This window comes from Pseudomonas sp. NFACC04-2 (genome assembly GCF_900119265.1).
GTDB classification, from domain to species: Bacteria; Pseudomonadota; Gammaproteobacteria; order Pseudomonadales; family Pseudomonadaceae; genus Aquipseudomonas; species Aquipseudomonas fluorescens_AA.
Map to the genome: position 1 here is coordinate 22,232 of NZ_FPJC01000020.1, position 17,008 is coordinate 39,239.

Genomic DNA, 17,008 nt, shown 5'->3' on the forward strand with positions numbered 1-17,008 from the left:
TGGCGGGAAATCGCTCTGGCGTGTGAACGCTTGAGCGTAGTGGCCGGACAGCATTAAACCTGTTGCGGCGCTGGGATAAAAGTACCTGCGTCACAATTAAATCCAGGAGCGCCGGACACTATTGGGGCGAGGGAGCTTGCTCCCGCCGAGCCCTAGAGGCTGTGTAGGAGCTGTCGAGTGCAACGAGGCTGCGATCTTTCCCCAAACACTTGAATCCCAAGCGAAAGATAAAAAGATCGCAGGCTTCGCCAGCTCCTACAAAGTCGAGCGGGAGCAAGGCCACAGGTTTTGTGCTCGGCCTGCCCGAATTGATCAGCCCGAACAGATCACTCAGCCGATTTTTTCTTCAGGCGTTCCAGGATCGCATTGGCGCTGCCTTCGTTCGGCGTGATGCCGGCATCGCGCAGCTTGCGTTCCAGGTCGGTGCCGGTCGAAGCTTCGGCCAGTTCATCCTGGACCTGCAGTTCAGCGGCACGTTGCTGTTGCTTGGCCTGCAGGCGGTTGAGCGTGCCAACGGCGGTTTCCAACTTGCCATTGGCGCCGCCGCTGGCGATCGAGGCACTGACCTGGGCCTTCTGCACGCTTTCGCGGGCCTTGGCCATGTCCACTTGCTGACGCAGGCTCTTGATGCGGCTTTCGGCCTTGGTGATGTCCTTGCGCATGTTGTCCGCATAGCCGCCGAATTCGGTGGCGTGCTTTTGCTCGGCGTCCAGTTCGTTGGTCAGGGTCGAAATGGCTTCGGCCACTTCCAGCGCCAGGTCTTCGCGGTTGGCCTGGATCGCGGCCAGGGCCTTGGCTTCCAGGTCCTTGATCTTGGCGTTGTATTCGCCGACGCGATCGGTCGCCAGCTTGTGCTTGGCCATGATGGTGACCAGCTCACGCTTGGCATTGGCCAGCGCGCTGTCGGCATCGCGGATTTCCTGGTCGAGGATGCGCAGGGCCTGTTGGTCGACGATCGATTCGCCGACTTCGTTGGCACCGCCACGCAGTGCGGTGAACAACTTGCTCCAGATGGACTGAGTCATTGGATGGTTCCTGTTCGGCGAATTAGATGAAGAAGCGTTCGAACGCTTCGCTGGCGCGCTGGACGTTGTCGACGAGGGTTTTCACCTCGGTGACGACGTTGGTCAGGCTGGAGTCGGAGCTCAGCGCGCCGAACATGTTGTAGACGACCTGTCCGTTGGGCATGGTCTCGATGCCGATGGACGACAGCGGGAACATTTCCCGGCTGCGCAACACGGCGTCGTTGAAGGCCGCCACGTCGCTGATCGACTCGACATCCACCAGGACGGTATCGACGATGATCTGGTCGCCCACGACTGCGATGTAGATCGGCAAGCCACCGAAGTCATTCATTTCCAGCTTGATGCTGGACTCGGAGCCTTGGACGAGGGAGAGAGTGATGTCGTTCGCGACCACTTCGTCCAGAGCCTGAAGGGCGCTGTAGAGGCGGTCAATGTTCCAGTTGTTACCTGCGCTCATGTAATTCTCCGACATGAATGAGCCAGCCAGAATCGGTTGGCGTAGCTGTTTCTCCATCTGCTTGAGCAGGCTTCGGTTTTCGGGAAGCACCCAAGTCTCGTGTTTCACATACCCGGCGGCACTCAAGCCCGCGCGCATCTGCTTCATATAGAAGCTCGATGGTTTTTTCGCAGAGGATTTCGAGCGCTCTCCCTTGCGGCTCGCTGTATCGGTCACAGACCCGCCAGGCGGATCTGCTGGAGAGCTACTTTGCATGGTGCTGGACCCCACTGTGAAAAACTCACGCGTGAGAAACACTACAGGTAGTTTCGAAAGCCCACAATAGCTCACGCGTGAGATTTTTATTTTGTCACAAACGGCGGATGAACCCTGCAGAGGCCCGCTTACCGACCGCCTTTGTGGCGAGGGAGCTTGCTCCCGCTGGGGTGCGAAGCAGCCCTAAGCCAGGCGCTACGGTGTGTCAGTTAAAAAATGCAGTCAGCCTCGATGGGGGCCGCTTCGCAGCCCAGCGGGAGCAAGCTCCCTCGCCACAAGAGATCCCGGTGTGCCTTATGGGTAACTGAAGCTCTTGACCAGCGTCAGCTCGCCCACCGCCCGCATCGGCACGACGAAGGTTTCCATTTTCTCGTTCGGCGTGCCCTCTTCCGTGATCACGGTGACCTGTGCGGTGGTCAGGGCTTGTTGCGCCTGCTCTCCACCGCCCTCACCTTCTTCGCCGTCCTCTTCACTGCGATAACCGCCGCCGTAGTAGTTCACATACACCAGGTACTGGCCTTTGATCGGCGCGGGCATGGCGAAGATTTCCGGGCCGTAGCCGGTGGTGACGTCGACGTCGAGGGCGGCGCCGTTGGCGACGGCACGGTCGCCGTACCAGATGTGCGCACCGTCGGGGGTGACCAGGTGCAAGTCCAGATCGGTGCCGTCACTGTCCCAAGTCAGCAACACCCGCAGCTTGGCCGGTGTGGCGCCGCCACTGGTGTTGAGAAATTGCGTGCGGTGGCGTTGCTGGCCGTCGGGGCTACGCACTTCCACGCTGTTGCTGCCGTTGGGGAACGAGAATGGCCGGTCGAAGCGCCCTTCCTCATCCAGCTTCAGCGGCAGGCTGACGCCGTTGACGATCAACTGGCCCGGCGCGTTGCTGTCCTTGGGCGCGCTTTTGATTTGCCCGGTAATGCGGGCGGTGTTGGCCTGGCCCTGGGGCGTGTTGACCGACGAGGCCGGGTAGTTGACGGTCTGGCTGAAGCTTTCGCCTTCACCGCCCGGCGCCCCGCTGCGCCAGCCGCCAATGGGGGTGTCTAGCTTGATGGCGTCAGCGGCCATGGCCGGTGGCAACGCGGTCAGGGCGCAGAGCAACAGCAAGACCTGTGGATAACGGAGTGTCATGGTCTATTCCAGCAAGAGGTGACGGGCAAGCCCTTCGATATAGGTTTCGTCCTGGCCGTTGGGGTGAGCTTCGAAGGCCAGGTGCAGATATTCATGGGTCAGGTCGAGACGGTCTTGCAGCGACAGCACGCCGCGCACATAGATGCGCTGGCGCTCGCGGTCGACATAAGGCCGGCCAAAGGCAACGCGGCAGACGGCGAAAGTGCTGATTTCGTTGTAGCCCACTTCACCTTCCAGCCGCTCACGCCAGCCCCGGCGCTGCTTGAGCAGCCAGTCCTGGGCGGCGGGCAGCGCCTCGCAGGACGCCACCGGATTGTCCCAACGGCTGAGGCTGGCACGCGGGTAGGCGTGCAGCAGGATGGCGTCGTACCGTTGACCGGCATTGGCTTGTTCTACGGCTTGCGCCCAGGATAGTTTGTCCGGGCCGGGCTGGTCGGAGTGGTAGGTGACGTCGGTGCCGGCCAGGACCAGGTCGCTGGTCCAGGCGGCAATGGCGCGGGTTTCAGGCGCCGCTGGGCGTGGCGCGACGCGCTGGCGATGGCTGCTGTCGTCGATGCTCAAGCAATCACCGTTGCGTTGGGCGTTCTGCAGCAGATAGGTGCGGATCGCCACGGCCAGTGCCTTGGCGGCTTCGGCGGGCTCGGCCTTGGCTTCGCGCTGCAGGACCCGGGCGACGTATTCCTCCCGGTCCAGGCGCGCCACCAGCTTGCCGGGCATCAGGAACAGCTCGCCATCGCTGTGGATGTCCAATTGGTTGCCGTTGGTGAATTCGACGCGGTAATCACCGCGCAATTGCCCCGGCACGGCAGGCCGGTCACCGGCCATCACCCGCTGCCAGGGATAGCGGGCAAACAGGCCGACTTCCACGCAACGCCCGGTTTCCGCCGGCCAGCGCGACGGCAATGCCGCCGCCAAACCTTCGCCGTAGACCTTCAGGACTTGCTGGCTGGTGCCACGCCCCCCGGCCCACACCGGGGTGCCGTCGGCCAGCCAACCGGCGAAACCGCCTTGTCGGGAGGAAGGCCCCTGGTCACCCAGCCAGCTCCAGGTCTTGACCCGCAGGCGACTGCCCAACTCGCCGACCAACCGCCCGTCCGCCGCGCCGAGCACCACATCCAGCAGCACCCGACGGGCTTGGTCCTGGGCCGGCAGCATGGCCAGGGCCTTGAGCAGTTCCGCGACCGGCACCTGCGTCTGGGGCTGCAAGGCCGGCAAGTCCAACAACCAGGCCGGCGCCTGGCGGGCCTGCCAGTAATCGCGCCAGTTCGAAGCCGACAGCCCGAGCCGCTGCGGCTCGAAGTACAAGCCACAGGACTTCACCAGCGCCTGATCGCGACCGATGCTCTGCCCGGCATTGCAGCAATAGACCTCTTCCTTCGACTCGCCGCGGCACTCATAGACCGGCTCGCGAGCGTCGGTGTCCACCAACCAGGCGTAGACAAACAGTTTCCACAGACTGCCCAGTGGCGCCTGCAAGGAAGCGGGCAACGGCTGGCGATCCAACACCTGGGCCTGGCTCACCCGCAGCAATTGACCGTCGAAGGCCAGGCGCAACGGCTCGTCCTGCGCCGTTGCCAGCGCAGGGATCAAGCACAACAACCACCCAACCCACCGCCTGCGCATGTCAGTTGACCGTGACCTGACCAAGCGCCGGTTTCTGTTCACGAGCCTGATTCTGGGGCGCGTAGACCTGGGTGAAGCGCACCGGCGGCAAGGTGAACTGGCCCTTCTGGGAGAAGCGCACCAAGTGCCGCAGGCGCAGCTCGCCACTGAGGGCATCCACCGGAACCGCATACGCCATCTGGCCGGGCTCGAAGCGGGCCTTTTCCAGGGACGCCGGTTCGCTGTCGGCCTTGCCCATCAACTGGATGCCCCACGTGGTGCGCTCCACATCGGCGCCCGGCGGCAGGGGCACTTCGAGCATGCCGTAGCGCAGTGGCGTCGAGGCCTTGCTGTTGATGATCACTTCATCCAGGTAGAGGCTGTCGCTGGACAACGGTTTGTTGCCCACGGCTTCGAGCTTGAAGGTGAAGGCCTCGTCCCCCGGCACCAGACGCGACAGACGCCGGGTGATGGACACCGCCATTGGCGCTACCGGCGGTTGCTGGCTCTGGAAGCTCAGTGCCGCTTGCAATGGGCGCTCCTGGGCACCGGTCAGGGTCAGCATCGTTGGAAGCTGCGCGCCCTGCCACTGCCAGTAGGTTTCACCGGTCGCGCCCTGCTTGGCTGCCCAGCCTTCGCCCGGTGCCAAGGCCACGGCCGGCGCTGCCTGTTCGATGCTGCGCTGCAACCAGGTCAGGGCCAGGGCCCGTTCCAGGGTGGACTGCTGCGGCAACACCCGCTCCAGCAACGCGGTGGCGCGGGCCTGATCGAAGCTTTGCAACGACAACACCAAGGCCTCGACGAACGGTTGAGAACTGAGTTCCAGTTGCTGCTGCGCCGCATCCGCTTGACGACTGAAGGCCGCCGGCAACGGCACCTTCGCCTGTTTCGCCAGGGACGCGGTCAGGACACGGGCGCTGGCCAAGCCAAGGGCCGAATCCGGCGCGTACATGACCAGGCTGTCTTCACCGCTGTCCAGTACGCTCTCGGTGCTGTCTTCACTGGCCTTCGCCAGATCATCCATCAGGCCGCTGAGCAAGGTGTTCACCGGGAGTTGCATCTGCTTGGCGAACGACAGGATCAACGCCCGTTGCAGCAGCGGCGTATCACCGGCCTGCTTGGCATAGACTTCCAGCACCCGCTGCCAGTGTTCCGGCGGCAGGCTCAGGTCCAGGGCCTGGCTGGCGTGCCAGTCGGCGTAATAGGCATAGGCGGTGAGGAAGGCATCCGGCTCACCGTCCTGGCCCCACCAGGTGAAGCTCGCCGACGGTCCGGCCATCTGCACCAGGCGCAAGCGGCTGTTTTGCATGATCAACCGCAAGCGGTCGCGGACCTGCGGGTTCGACGCCAGGGTCGGATAGGCGATGCTCAACGGCAGCAGACGGCTGGCGGTCTGCTCGACGCCTCCGTACGGGTAGCTCAGCAGGTCGTCCAGGGCGGAACGGAACAACGCTTGCGGACTGTCATCCAGACGCAGGCGAATATCGCTGGCGTCGGCCGGCAGGGTCAGCGGGGTGTCGGCGCCCGCCACGTCAACGCGCTGGCTCTGGGTGACTTGCCAGCCGTTGCCATTGGCGTTCAGGTGCATGGCCAGGGCATCCTGGGTTTCGCCGTTCAACTGCAACTGCACGCTCAAGTCGCCACTGCTCAGTTCCATGGCCGGCAGCGCCACGTAGTTGATGCCGTTTTTGAGCTCCGCCGCCACACGCTGCTCAGCGCCGGCGTAACGGATCAGCAGTTCGGTCTTCAGCGGTTTTTTCGATTGGCTGAACGCGAACAGGCCCAGTTGCGGCTTGTCGCCCGTGCGGAAACGGGTCGGGCCGCTCCACTTCAGGTACAGCGGTTTTTCCGAGGCGATGAACTGCTTCTTCTGCCCCACCTGGCCGTCGTCCGCGATCGCCTTGGCCGTGATGCGCCAGCGGGTCAGGGAGTCCGGCATCTTGAAGGTGAAGCGCGCCTTGCCGTTGGCGTCGGTCACCAGCTCCGGCTGCCACGCGGCGGTGTCGACGTCTTCACGCCGCGGCCGCTCCAGCACCTTGACCCCACGTTCGCTGCGGTTGGCCTTGCCCGGCGCGCCGGGGCTGCCTGGCAGCGCCACGTCGTAGCTGATGAACGACAGGCTGGCACTGGTGCGCACGTTGTTGCGGCGCGGGTGATAGAAGAACTGGTCGATGGTCGGCGCGACTTCCGGTTGCAGGGCGTAGACCATTTCGTCCACCACGCTGACCGTCAGGTGCGCCGGGATCGCCTTGCCGGCGAACTGGGTGCTCAGGTCCACGGTCACCGTGTCGCCGGGGCGGTAAGTCGCCTTGTCGGTGACGACGGCAACGTCGATCTGCGGCGTGACCACCTTGATGCCGGCGTTCTGGAAGCTGTACTGGCCGCCCTTGGTGTACAACACCGAGAAGGTCAGGTTCGGCGCGAAGGCGTCCTTCACCGGAATGCGCGCGCGGTATTGGGTGTCGCTGAGTTTTTCCATCTTCAACCAATCGCCGCCCTTGGACAGCAGCGCCGTGGCCTCGACCTTGTCCCGCTCCAGCGACAGCAACGCATCGCTGACCGGCTCCGGGAAGGTGATCAGCGCCAGCGCTTCGTCACCGGTCTTGTATTCAGGCTTGTCGAAGACGATCTCGACCGTGCCCGGCACGGCCTTGATGCCTTCACCGGTCACCGCATGGGCGGCGGCGCCGATGACCCGGCCATGGTCGTCCTTGAGCGTCAGGTTGTAGGTGCCCGGGCGCTCGAAGGTCAGGCTGAAGCCCTTGTCCTTGGCCGCCAACTTGCCTTCGCCGGTGCTCTGGTCTTCCAGGCGCACCCAGGCGTAGCTGCCCGGTGTCACGGCCTTGGCTTGCTCGTTGCCGCCTTCGTTGGCGTAGCTGAACGCCACTTTCTGGCCGACGGCGCTGAACCGCTGGGGGGCGCTCAGGCGGAAATTCGCCGCGCCACGGTCGATGAGGATTTCCTTGGTGGTCTTGACCCGATACGCCGCGCCATCGCTGGCGAACACGGTGAGGGTGTAGCGGCTCGGCTTGTCGGCGGCGGGCAGGTCGAGGGTCGCATTGCCCTTGCCATCGGTGGTCACTTCGCTGCTGGTCAGTTCCACCGGGAATTGCCCCAGGTATTGCAGCTCGTTGTCCACCATCGACAGTTGCTGGGCGCGCAGGCTCAGGCTCACTTTGGCGTTCACCACCGGCTTGCCGTCCGGGTACAGCAGCACCAGATTGCCCTTGACCGGCTCGCCGGTACGGTAATCCTGCTTGGCCAGGTTCAGGGCGATTTCGAAGTGCGGCTTGATGTATTCGGCCACGCGGAAGGCGCTGCTGTAGAGCTGGTCCTTGTAGCTGAAGCGCAGTTCGTAACCGCCGGCCACGGCGTTTTCCGGCAGTTGGAAACGGCCTTGGGTGCCGGCCTTGGAGTCCAGCTTCAGGGCCAGGGTTTGCAGCGCGGTTCCGGTGGCGTCCAGCACGCTGACATTCACGTCGGCGGCGGCTGCTTGCACCGAATCGCGGGCATTCTTGAACTCACGGCCAACGATTTTCAGCGACACCCAATCCCCCGGCCGGTACAGCGGCCGGTCGGTGAAGGCATAGAGCTTGGTGTCGTAGATTTCGCTGTCGTAGTAGAAGTTTTCCGAGACGAATACCCCGCCCTCCTCGTCTTCACCGATGACGAACGAGCGTTCCGGGCTGACGTGCTTGAGGCGCAGCAGGCCGTCCTCATCGGTGGCACCGCTGCTCATCACGCCCAGGCCGTCGGTCCACAGCACATTGACCTTGGGCACCGAACGCCCTTCATGCTTGCGTGCGGCCCAGACCAGCAGCTCGTCGCCGGCAATCTTGCTCACGGCCACGGTGTTGGAAACGAAGACCATGGTGGTCGCGCGGTACTTACCAATCAGCGCTTCCACCAGGTACAGGCCCGGCTTCAACTGGCCCAGCGGCACATAGACGTTGCCCGGCGCGACGCTGACGAACTCACTGGACGAACCGGCCAGGTTGACCCCGGCTGGCGGCTGGATCGGCTTGGCCTGCCACAGCGGATAACGGAACTGGCTGACCACCGGCAAGCCCGGGATCAAGGCGAATTGTGCCGGCGCTTCATACGGCGTCGGCGCGACCAAGGCGTTGCCGATCTTCAATTCCGGCACTTCTTCGGTGACTTGCTGGCGGGACTCGTAGGAGAACGCCCGCTGCATCACCCGACGGGACTTGCGGTACCAGTTGTCCCACAGGTACGCGAGGGTGTTCGACAGGCCTTCGCCCTTGAACTGGCCGTCGCTGACCACGCGGTGCAGGTTTTTCTGGCGCTTGAGGAAGTCCAGCGGCTTGTCGATGCGATAGACGCGGATGTCGGCGCCGCCGTAGGGCTCCATGCGGAACCGACGGTAGTCGCGGCCCGGCGCTTCGAGGCGAACCATGGCCTGTTCGTCGCTGGCGAAGCTGCTGTCGGCCAGCAGGAAGAAACTTTCACCGGCCACCGGCATGTAGCCGCTGGGCTCCACCGTGTCTTCGGCATTCACGACAGGTGCCAGCAACAGGGCGAACAACAGGGGCAATTTTGAACACAAACGCAGCATGCGGGCACCGGTCATTGGGAGAGAAAGTTGAGTCGATAGACGCCGATGAAGTTGGGGTTGGCTGCGTCGGGTATCCATCGGGTGTCCTTCCAGTTCATGAGTTGTTGCAGGCTTGCGGAGCGCATGCCGTTGTCGGTAGGGGTTGTGGTGCCGGTGTGATAGGCGATGTAGCGGCCCATCCAGATCATCAGGTGCTGGTCGTCGCCCTGGTCGAAGAACATCAGGTCGCCGGGCCGGGCCTGGGCGACATCGCGGCCCACCAGGCGACTGTTGAACTGGATCAGCTTGATGGCGTTGACGTAGGGCCCGACCTTGCCGCCGCCCTGCTGCCATTGCTGGGCGAGGCGCCGTTGCGCATCGCTGAGCGGCAGTTCCGGCGGCAGGTAGCGATTGGACAGGCCATTGCTGCGCAGCCATTTTTCATCGTGGACCTTGAGCGCTTCGTTGGCGGCGAAGCGCACCAGCCCAGCGCAGTCCTGCTGATACCAGCGCGGGCTCGGGCCTCTGGTCAGTTGTTCCTGGGCAATGCGCACGAACCAGGCGCGAAAGACCTGGGATTGCTGCACATCCAGTGCCGGCGCCGGCGCCTCGACGGCAAGCGCCGGCCCGCCGAGCAGCAACGCCAGCAGCAACGTCAACGCGGGATTGCGGATCCGTGCTGTCACAGCGCTTTCCATTCCAGCGGAAGCCACTGCCAGTGACCATCCGGTTCGCTGCCGGCAGGCAAGGTCAGCGCGTATTTGCCATAGCCGCCGAGGGTGCGCAGTTTCGGGATCAGGTAGGTTTGCGCGGCGTTGTAGAACACCGGCTCCATGTCCTGGGGCAAGCTGTCGAGGGTTTCACGCTGCATCAGTTGCGCCATGGAATCCGGGCCGAAGTAGACCGGCATCAGCAGGTCCTTGGGCACGACGTCGGCCATGGGCGGGAAGCGTTTGTCGAGGGTGCCGAGGGCCTTGTCCACGAGTTTGTCATCAAGGGAGAACAGCAAGGTCGAACCGTGGCGTGCCAGGCTGACCCGCAGGAACGCCTTGCCGGTAATCGCCTCGGGCTGCTCCGCTTCCTTGGCCAGGTAAGGGCCGAAATTGGAGCTGACCTGACGCAGCCACTGGTGCGTCGAGCCTTGTTGTTTCTCGACGACCGGGAAGGCATGTTCAGCGACATTGTTTTCATAGGCGCCGACCATCGAACCGAACAGGTTGCCCAGGTCGGCATCGAGCTTGCCATCGTCCTCATTCAGGCTCGCCACCAACAGCGGCGTGTACAGGCGCGAATCGGCGTACCAGCACAGGCCTGCGGCGCCGGCCACATGGTCGACCATGGCCTGGGCGGCTTTCTCGTCGGCGCCGAGTTTGACCAGCAACGGTTTCTGTTGCTCGGCGGCCAGGGGCAAGGCCACGCAGGCGCTGGCGCCCATGGGCATGGCTTGCCAGATCGGCTTGAAGTCGAAGTCCGGCTGGTTTTCCAGCTCGTCCATGGCCAGGAAGCTGTGCCAGCCTTTGTCGTCCATGTCGAAACGCAAACCGGCGAAGTTCGGGATGAAACGCTGGTAGCCCATGGCGAGCACGCTGGCGTTGACCGAGATGCGTTGCTTGACCTCCGGCGCCTTGGGCGGCAGGCCGAAGGCTTCGGGGAACAGTTTGTCGCCGTTGAGCAAGGCAGCCAGGGCGGTGGTCGACACGCTGCCCGGTTCAACCGCGGACCCGCTGGCCGGGTCGTACAACTTGGTCGGGTTGGACAGCACGACCATCTTGTCGCCATGGGAGGCGAAGAGCAGGGATTTGCTGGCGTTGTAGCTGAGCTGGTAGAGCGCAACGTCGTCACCGCCGACCTTCAGGTCGCTGAGCTTGCTCAGTTGCGCGTCATCCAGTGCGACCTTCGCCAACGGCTCCAGCACCTTCGCCAGGCCGCCGCGATCCATCACCAACAGGAAATCCTTGAGGCGACCGTCCGCACCGCGCCACAACGCGACATCGGCCGGCTGGTCGAAAAGCTCTTCGATCAGGCTGTCCTGCAGCTTGAGGTCATGCTCGTAGATGATCCGGCGCAGGCTGCCGATCAGCCCGAGGCGGTCGGCGTGGGCCTCGTAATAGAAGACGAAGTCCTCGGTGAGCGTGGCCTTGAGGAACGGCACCGCCAACAGGTCCTTGGGCAACTGGCTCAGGGAATGCGCCTCGAGCAAGCCGTCGGGGCGGCTCAGGCCGAGTTTTTCCAACGCCAACTCCATGGGCGGCGCCTTGGGCTTGGTCATGAACCAGCCCAACCCGGCGGCCACACCCGCTACCAGGCACAGCCCGATCAGTATCGCCGGCCAGCGGCGCACAGGTTTGGCGACAGGGGTCGGCGTGGTCGGGGAAGCAGTGTTGTCGCTCATATTCACAAGGGCCTGTTCATCCGTGGAGCTTAGTAATTGAAAGTCTTGACCAGCAACAGATCGCCAATGGCGCGCAGGGGCACGACAAAGGTCTCGCGTTTTTCATCGACGGTGTTTTCGTTGAGCACCAGGTTGATCTGCGAGGTGATCACCTCGTTCTGGTTGCTGGCCTCATCAAAGTTGTAGCCGCCGCTGCCGTAGTTGCCCCAATAATTCACGTAGACCAGGTAGGTGCCGTGCATCGGCGCGGTCATGGTGAACATTTCAGGGCCGGGGCCATCGACGCCGTCCGGGTCGAGGCCGCCGCCATTGGTCAGCGCCGGCCGGCCGAAGAATGCATGTTGGCCGTCGGGTGTGACGATATGCAGATCGAGTTCGGCCTGGGGGTCATCCCAGCCCAGCACCACGCGGATCTGTGCCGGGGTGCGCAGGTTGTTGGCTTCATAGAATTGCACGCGCTTGAGGGAGCGGCCTTCGGAGCTGCGCACCTCGACGCTGTTGGAACCGGCGCCGAACGCATACGGCCGGGCGAAACGGCCCTCGTCGTCGGTATAGAGATTCAGTGGATTGCCGTTGACCGCCAGGCTATGGGGCTGGCGAGCCGTGCCCATGTCCTTGATCCGGCCCTCGATCATCGTGCGGTTACGCTGCACGCCTCGGTCGATGGGCGGGGTGGGATAGGCGACCTGGGGGTTTTCCGTGCGATCGAGCAAACCACTGTAACGCCAGCCCCCGACCGGCTCCGACAGCTCGGCCGAAGGCTCGGCCCACGCCAACGGCGCACCGAGCAACACGATCAATAAAGAAAGAAAACGCACGTATGCCTCCTGCCATGCACAACGCAACCCGGCGCCCTTCCTCGGCGCTGCTTGTCATTATTCGGGTTTCGTCTGGAGGCCCCGTTACAAGGGGCCGTAGATGGCGCGAAGATTAGCTATTCGGCGGATTTTCCACAATCGGGGAACACGCGATTATGTGTGGGAAATCACGTACTGAGAGGTGGGTGAGCCGAATAATAGTCTTATTCGGCTCACGAAATGAGCCGAATAAGGCTATTATTCGGCTCATTCATCTTTGGACAGGCGCATGGCACCCCATTGGATCTGGCAACAGCCCGACTGGCCCGACTTCCGCTGGCAAGCTGAAGCATTGGCACCGCTGCTTCGCGAATGCGTGCAGACCCAAGGCCAGTTGCTCGGCATGACGGGCGCGGTCACGGCTTCGCTCAGCGCCCAGAGCGAACTGGATGCCTTGCTGCAAAACATCGTGACCTCATCGGCTATCGAAGGAGAGCAATTGAATGTCGGCTCGGTGCGCTCGTCCCTGGCTCGCCGCCTCGGCCTGGAACAAGGCGACGACACCCCAGTCAGCCAACGCAGCGAAGGCTTGGCGAACCTCTTGCTGGACGCGACCCGGCATTTCAACCAGCCCCTGACTGTCGAGCGCTTGCTGGAATGGCATGGGTGGTTATTTCCTGATCAAAGCAGCGACTTTGCCCACCGACGGATCCGCGTAGGTACGCTGCGCGGTGACGAACCGATGCAAGTAGTCTCAGGCAGGTTGGACCGACCCACCGTTCACTTCGAGGCGCCTCCTCGCCAGGGTCTTGAACAGCAATTGCGAACGTTCATCGACTGGTTCGAGACCAGTCGCCATCAGACCGACCTCGATCCGTTGTTGCGTGCTGGCATCGCTCATTTCTGGTTCGTCACCCTGCATCCATTCGACGATGGCAATGGCCGCCTGACCCGCACCCTGACCGACCTGGCACTGGCCCAGGGCGAGGCCCAGGCAATCCGTTTCTACGCCATGTCCGTGAGCATCCTCGACGACCGCGCCGGTTATTACCGGATTCTGGAGAACAGCCAGAAGGCCACACTGGATATCACTGCCTGGCTGACCTGGTTTCTGCAGACGCTGTTGCGCAGCCTCCAGCAGGCGATGAAGCGGATCGACAGCGTGTTTTGCAAAGCGAGATTCTGGCAAGCTCATCGCAACAGCGCGCTTACGCCTGAGCAGATCAAGGTACTCAACCGAATGCTCGATGGCGGTGAAAAAGGCTTCGAGGGCGGAATCAGCGCAGCCCAATACCAAGCGGTGGCGAAGGTTTCCAAGGCGACGGCGACCCGCCATCTCGCCGAGCTGCTGGAGAAAGGCTGCCTGGAACGAATGCCCGGCGGTGGACGCAGTACCCGGTATCGGGTCAGTTATCCAGTTGGCTGAAATCCCGTGGCGAGGGAGCTTGCTCCCGCTCGACTGCGCAGCAGCCGCAATCCGACTTGATCCCAGCAGGTTGGGGGCTGCTTCGCAGCCCAGCGGGAGCAAGCTCCCTCGCCACAAAAGCAGGTCGGTGCAAGCCCGCTGCCCCGCTTCGATCCCCCTGCCCTGATTTGCCCCAAAACCCCATGTCTGCTAGTGTCGCGCCGGTTTAACAGTCAACCGGAATAGCCGCCATGGCCCGCAAAAAAGCTGCACTGGATTTCGAACAATCTCTGGCCGACCTGCAAACGCTGGTGGAACGCCTGGAGAACGGCGAATTGTCGCTGGAAGACTCGCTGACCGCCTTCGAGCAGGGTATCGGCTTGACTCGCGACTGCCAGGCGGCGCTGGCCCAGGCCGAGCAGAAGGTGCAATTGCTGCTCGAGCGCGACGGCGAGCTGACCGAAGAGCCTTTCGACGCGGAACAATCTGAATGATTGGTGCCTATCAGGCCAGCAGCCAGGCCCGGGTCAATGCTGCACTGGATACGCTGTTCAGCGCCCCGAGCCCGGAACTGGCGCGCCTGTACGAAGCCATGCGCTACAGCGTGATGAACGGCGGCAAGCGTGTGCGGCCGCTGTTGGCCTATGCCGCGTGCGAAGCCTTGGGCGGCCAGGCCGAACAGGCCAATGGCGCGGCCTGCGCGGTGGAGCTGATCCACGCCTATTCGTTGGTCCACGATGATTTGCCGGCCATGGACGACGACGACCTGCGCCGCGGCCAGCCCACCACCCACAAGCAATTCGACGAAGCCTGCGCGATCCTGGCCGGCGACGGTTTGCAGAGCCTGGCGTTCAGCGCCCTGCTGGACCCGGCCCTGAGCGACTGCCCGGCACAGATTCGCCTGGACATGGTCAGCGCCCTGGCGCTGGCGGCGGGCCCCGCCGGAATGGTCGGCGGCCAGGCCATCGACCTGGGTTCAGTGGGCCTGAAGCTGGACCAGAGCGCCCTGGAATACATGCACCGGCACAAGACCGGCGCCTTGATCGAGGCGAGCGTGCGCCTCGGCGCCCTGGCCAGCGGTCGGTCCACCCCCGAGCAGTTGCAGGCCTTGCAAGTCTACGCCCGGGCCATCGGTCTGGCGTTCCAGGTGCAGGACGACATCCTCGACGTGGAAAGCGATACCCAGACCCTGGGCAAACGCCAGGGCGCCGACATCGCGCGGGACAAGCCGACCTACCCGGCCTTGCTCGGCCTCGACGCAGCCAAGGCCTACGCCCTGGAGTTGCGCGACCAGGCCTTGGCCGCGCTGCGACCCTTTGACGCGGCGGCCGAGCCGTTGCGCGACTTGGCGCGATATATCGTCGAACGACGCAGCTGATACAGGGTCAACCCATTCATTAGTGCGTATCGGCCAAGTTCCGGCCTACGCGTGGGCAGCTTGCGATCCATAAGGTAAACTGCCGCCTCTTTCTATACCTATAACGATTCGCCTGATGCCCACGACGTTTCAAGAGATTCCCCGCAAGCGCCCGACCACGCCCCTGCTGGACCGCGCCAACACGCCGGACGGCCTGCGTCGCCTGGGTGAAGCCGAGCTGGAAACCCTGGCCGATGAGTTGCGCCTGGAATTGCTCTACACGGTCGGCCAGACCGGTGGGCACTTCGGTGCGGGCCTGGGCGTCATCGAGCTGACGATCGCGCTGCATTACGTGTTCGACACCCCGGACGACCGGCTGGTGTGGGACGTGGGGCACCAGGCCTACCCGCACAAGATCCTTACCGATCGTCGCGAGCGCATGAGCACGCTGCGCCAGAAGGACGGCATCGCCGCCTTCCCGCGCCGTTCCGAGAGCGAATACGACACCTTTGGCGTCGGCCATTCCAGCACCTCCATCAGCGCCGCCCTGGGCATGGCGATTGCCGCCCGTCTGCAAAACAGCGAGCGCAAGGCCATTGCCGTGATCGGCGACGGCGCATTGACCGCGGGCATGGCCTTCGAGGCACTGAACCATGCGCCGGAAGTCAACGCCGACATGCTGGTGATCCTCAACGACAACGACATGTCGATCTCGCGCAATGTCGGCGGGTTGTCCAACTACCTGGCGAAGATCCTCTCCAGCCGCACCTACGCCAGCATGCGCGAAGGCAGCAAGAAGGTGTTGTCGCGCCTGCCCGGTGCCTGGGAAATCGCCCGCCGCACCGAAGAATACGCCAAGGGCATGCTGGTGCCCGGCACGCTGTTCGAAGAACTGGGCTGGAACTACATCGGCCCCATCGACGGCCACGACCTGCCTACCCTGATCGCTACCCTGCGCAACATGCGCGACCTCAAGGGCCCGCAGTTCCTGCACGTGGTCACCAAGAAAGGCAAAGGCTTCGCCCCGGCGGAAGTCGACCCGATCGGCTACCACGCCATCACCAAGCTCGAACCCCTGGACGCCCCGGCCGCCGCGCCGAAAAAGGCCAGCGGACCGAAGTATTCCAGCGTTTTCGGCCAATGGCTGTGCGACATGGCCGCCGCCGATCCACGCCTGGTGGGCATTACCCCGGCGATGAAGGAAGGCTCGGACCTGGTGGCGTTCAGCGAACGCTACCCCCAGCGCTATTTCGACGTGGCGATTGCCGAGCAGCACGCCGTGACCCTCGCCGCCGGCATGGCCTGTGAAGGCGCCAAGCCGGTGGTGGCGATCTATTCGACCTTCCTGCAACGGGCCTACGACCAGTTAATCCATGACGTGGCGGTGCAGAACCTCGACGTACTGTTCGCCATCGACCGCGCCGGCCTGGTAGGCGAGGACGGCCCGACCCACGCAGGCAGCTTCGACCTGTCGTTCCTGCGCTGCATCCCCGGCATGCTGGTGATGACCCCGAGCGACGAAAACGAACTGCGCAAGATGCTCACCACCGGCCACCTGTTCAATGGCCCGGCGGCGGTGCGCTACCCTCGTGGCACCGGCCCGAACGCGACTCTCTCGACCAACCTCGAACCCATCGAGATCGGCAAGGGCGTGATCCGTCGCCAGGGCAAGCAAACCGCCCTGCTGGTGTTCGGCGTGCAACTGGCCGAAGCCTTGAAAGTCGCCGATACCTTGGACGCTACCGTGGTGGACATGCGTTTCGTCAAACCCCTGGACGAAGCCCTGGTGCGCGAAATGGCCGGCAGCCATGAGCTGCTGGTGACCATCGAGGAAAACGCCATCATGGGCGGTGCCGGCGCGGCGGTCAGCGAGTTCCTGGCCCGGGAGAACATCCTCAAGTCGGTGCTGCACCTGGGCCTGCCGGACAGCTACGTCGAACACGCCAAGCCAGCGCAGATGCTGGCCGAATGCGGGTTGGATGAGGCGGGGATCGAAGCGGCGGTGCGGCTGCGGTTGCAGTTGTTGGGCCGGTAA

At 63.7% G+C, this 17,008-nt stretch carries 12 protein-coding genes; 4 read left to right on the forward strand and 8 right to left on the reverse strand.

Features of this window, described 5'->3' with window-relative positions:
• Positions 1 to 326: 326 nt before the first annotated feature.
• The 8 genes from BT125_RS22275 to BT125_RS22310 all read right to left on the reverse strand — a co-directional run bounded on the left by BT125_RS22275 (position 327) and on the right by BT125_RS22310 (position 12,232).
• Positions 327 to 1,025 (reverse strand): PspA/IM30 family protein, encoded by a 699-nt coding sequence (locus BT125_RS22275; protein WP_072410411.1) that lies wholly within the window; start codon positions 1,023 to 1,025, stop codon positions 327 to 329.
• A gap of 22 nt (positions 1,026 to 1,047) precedes the next feature.
• On the reverse strand, positions 1,048 to 1,629 hold the full coding sequence (locus BT125_RS22280; protein ID WP_092258175.1) for a YjfI family protein: 582 nt from the start codon (positions 1,627 to 1,629) through the stop codon (positions 1,048 to 1,050).
• 402 nt (positions 1,630 to 2,031) lie between these two features.
• Positions 2,032 to 2,865: a YfaP family protein gene (locus BT125_RS22285; RefSeq protein WP_072410415.1), complete on the reverse strand. Its 834-nt coding sequence runs from the start codon at positions 2,863 to 2,865 to the stop codon at positions 2,032 to 2,034.
• A gap of 3 nt (positions 2,866 to 2,868) precedes the next feature.
• Positions 2,869 to 4,488: a DUF2300 domain-containing protein gene (locus BT125_RS22290; protein WP_072410417.1), complete on the reverse strand. Its 1,620-nt coding sequence runs from the start codon at positions 4,486 to 4,488 to the stop codon at positions 2,869 to 2,871.
• Position 4,489: 1 nt separating this feature from the next.
• Positions 4,490 to 9,058, reverse strand: a complete 4,569-nt coding sequence (locus BT125_RS22295; protein ID WP_072410419.1) for an alpha-2-macroglobulin family protein — start codon at positions 9,056 to 9,058, stop codon at positions 4,490 to 4,492.
• On the reverse strand, positions 9,055 to 9,720 hold the full coding sequence (locus BT125_RS22300) for a DUF1175 domain-containing protein (protein ID WP_072410421.1): 666 nt from the start codon (positions 9,718 to 9,720) through the stop codon (positions 9,055 to 9,057). Before BT125_RS22300 ends, BT125_RS22295 begins: the two co-directional genes overlap by 4 nt.
• Positions 9,705 to 11,414 (reverse strand): DUF2138 domain-containing protein, encoded by a 1,710-nt coding sequence (locus BT125_RS22305; RefSeq protein ID WP_072410423.1) that lies wholly within the window; start codon positions 11,412 to 11,414, stop codon positions 9,705 to 9,707. The genes BT125_RS22300 and BT125_RS22305 overlap by 16 nt, the downstream gene beginning before the upstream one ends.
• A 29-nt stretch (positions 11,415 to 11,443) precedes the next feature.
• A complete protein-coding gene (locus BT125_RS22310) occupies positions 11,444 to 12,232 on the reverse strand; it encodes a YfaP family protein (RefSeq protein WP_060740427.1) in 789 nt (262 codons plus the stop codon).
• Positions 12,233 to 12,500: 268 nt separating this feature from the next.
• Here BT125_RS22310 and BT125_RS22315 point away from each other — a divergent pair, with 268 nt between their 5' ends.
• The 4 genes from BT125_RS22315 (at position 12,501) to dxs (ending at position 17,008) form a co-directional block, all read left to right on the forward strand.
• Positions 12,501 to 13,637: a Fic family protein gene (locus tag BT125_RS22315; RefSeq protein ID WP_072410425.1), complete on the forward strand. Its 1,137-nt coding sequence runs from the start codon at positions 12,501 to 12,503 to the stop codon at positions 13,635 to 13,637.
• Positions 13,638 to 13,867: 230 nt separating this feature from the next.
• Positions 13,868 to 14,110, forward strand: coding sequence for an exodeoxyribonuclease VII small subunit (locus tag BT125_RS22320; protein WP_072410427.1), 243 nt, complete (start codon positions 13,868 to 13,870; stop codon positions 14,108 to 14,110).
• Positions 14,107 to 14,994 carry a (2E,6E)-farnesyl diphosphate synthase gene (gene ispA / locus BT125_RS22325; RefSeq protein ID WP_072410429.1) on the forward strand — a complete coding sequence of 296 codons (888 nt, stop codon included), beginning with the start codon at positions 14,107 to 14,109 and terminating at the stop codon, positions 14,992 to 14,994. The genes BT125_RS22320 and ispA overlap by 4 nt, the downstream gene beginning before the upstream one ends.
• 115 nt (positions 14,995 to 15,109) lie before the next feature.
• Positions 15,110 to 17,008 carry a 1-deoxy-D-xylulose-5-phosphate synthase gene (gene dxs, locus BT125_RS22330; protein WP_072410431.1) on the forward strand — a complete coding sequence of 633 codons (1,899 nt, stop codon included), beginning with the start codon at positions 15,110 to 15,112 and terminating at the stop codon, positions 17,006 to 17,008.